The organism is Bifidobacterium sp. (genome assembly GCF_050874245.1).
Taxonomy (GTDB): domain Bacteria; phylum Actinomycetota; class Actinomycetes; order Actinomycetales; family Bifidobacteriaceae; genus Bifidobacterium.
Genome location: NZ_JBNMKH010000174.1, coordinates 1 through 1,624 on the forward strand (window position 1 = coordinate 1; position 1,624 = coordinate 1,624).

Annotated in this window: 2 protein-coding genes; both read left to right on the plus strand. The window is 62.1% G+C overall.

Annotation, left to right across the window (positions count from 1 at the left end; all coding sequences use genetic code 11):
- Window positions 1-776 (plus strand): Cna B-type domain-containing protein (locus ACR0P8_RS09600; RefSeq protein ID WP_432624835.1); only part of this gene is annotated, 776 nt, incomplete at its 5' end.
- Window positions 777-786: 10 nt separating this feature from the next.
- Window positions 787-1,624: class C sortase (locus ACR0P8_RS09605; RefSeq protein WP_432624836.1), on the plus strand; the 838-nt coding region annotated here is incomplete at its 3' end.

The window sequence follows — 1,624 nt, forward strand, 5'->3', positions numbered from 1 at the left end:
CCTTCGAACCCGTCGCACCGTTCACCGACTCCACCGCGTACCCCGTCGACTGGTTGAAGATGACCGGCAAGGACGCGCAGGCGTGGCGAGACATGGCCAACACGCTCGCCGGACTCATCGCGGTGAACAAACCCGACGCCACGGCAACCGGCGTCACCAACACCTCCGGGCATCTGACCTTCACCGGACTGTCCGACGGCCTGTACTTGGCCGTGTCCGACAGCGTTGACGTGAAGGTCGCCAACGCCTCCGGAAAGAACCAGACATGGACGTGCTCTTCCGGCAGCATGCTCGTCGCAGTGCCCGAAGACGGCGTCTCCGGCGGGTCGCGTGTGCTGAGTATCGAACCGAAAACCGAATGTGTGGCGCAACCGCCGAAAACCGTGGAACGCACCGTGCGCAAAATCTGGAATGACCGGAACAATTCCGACGGCAAGCGCCCCGAATCCATCACCGTGAAACTCCTGCGCGACGGCGAGCCCGTGGAAAACGTGAAGCTGAACGAGTCCAACAAGTGGACGCATTCGTGGACAGCGCTCGACGCGGACCACGAATGGACCGTGGTCGAAGCGGCGGTGCCCGACGGCTACACCACCATCTCCGATGTGGAAGGCGACTCCACTGAAATCACCAACACGCACACGCCACCCACCACGCCGGACCAGCCGCACACCGGCGCCGACGTGCAGCAGGCCGCTTGGATTGCCGTGGCCATCTTGGGCGCGGGCTTGGTGCTGCTGATCGTTGCCAAGACGGCTTTGCGGAAGCGGGCGTAGCATAAATAACGTGACGGATGAATCGGACGCCAAGCCAGCTGCGCAAGTCGAATTGGATGCGCAGGTTAAACCGGGTGCGCAGGTTAAACCGGCTGCCAAGCATAAGAAATCGAATGCGCTGCTCAATGTGATGATTGCCATCTCCGCAATCGCCATGATCGGTGCGCTGGGTCTCATCGCGTATCCGACATTCAGCGACTGGTGGAACCGCATGCACCAGTCATACGCCGTAGCAGGCTACGTGGAACAAACCAAAGACATGTCCGGCGCCGAACGCAAGGCCATGCTGAAGGCGGCGCACGAATACAACGAACAGCTCGCCGCGAACGGCGACCGGTGGCACATGACCGACGAGCAGAAGCGCGAATACAACGAAACGCTCGACGTGACCGGCACTGGCATCATGGGCTATGTGACCATTCCGCGCATCAAAGTGAAGCTGCCCGTCTACCACGGCACCAGCGAAGGCGTGCTGCAGATCGCCGCCGGACACCTGGCCGGAACGTCGCTGCCCGTAGGCGGGGCGACCACGCACGCGGTGGTATCAGGCCACACCGGACTGCCGTCGGCCAGGCTGCTGACCGGTTTGGACGAGCTTCAGAAAGGCGACACGTTCGCATTCCACGTGCTCGACGAAACCTACACGTACAAGGTGGACCAGATTTCGGTGGTGCTGCCGAGCGAGATCAGCAAACTCAACATCGAGCAGGGGCGCGACTATGCCACGTTGATCACCTGCACGCCGTACGGGGTGAACTCGCACCGGCTGCTGGTGCGCGGGCACAGGATTCCGAATCCGAAGGTGCCGGACAAGACGCAGTACGACGAGCCGGGAGAGATGACGACCG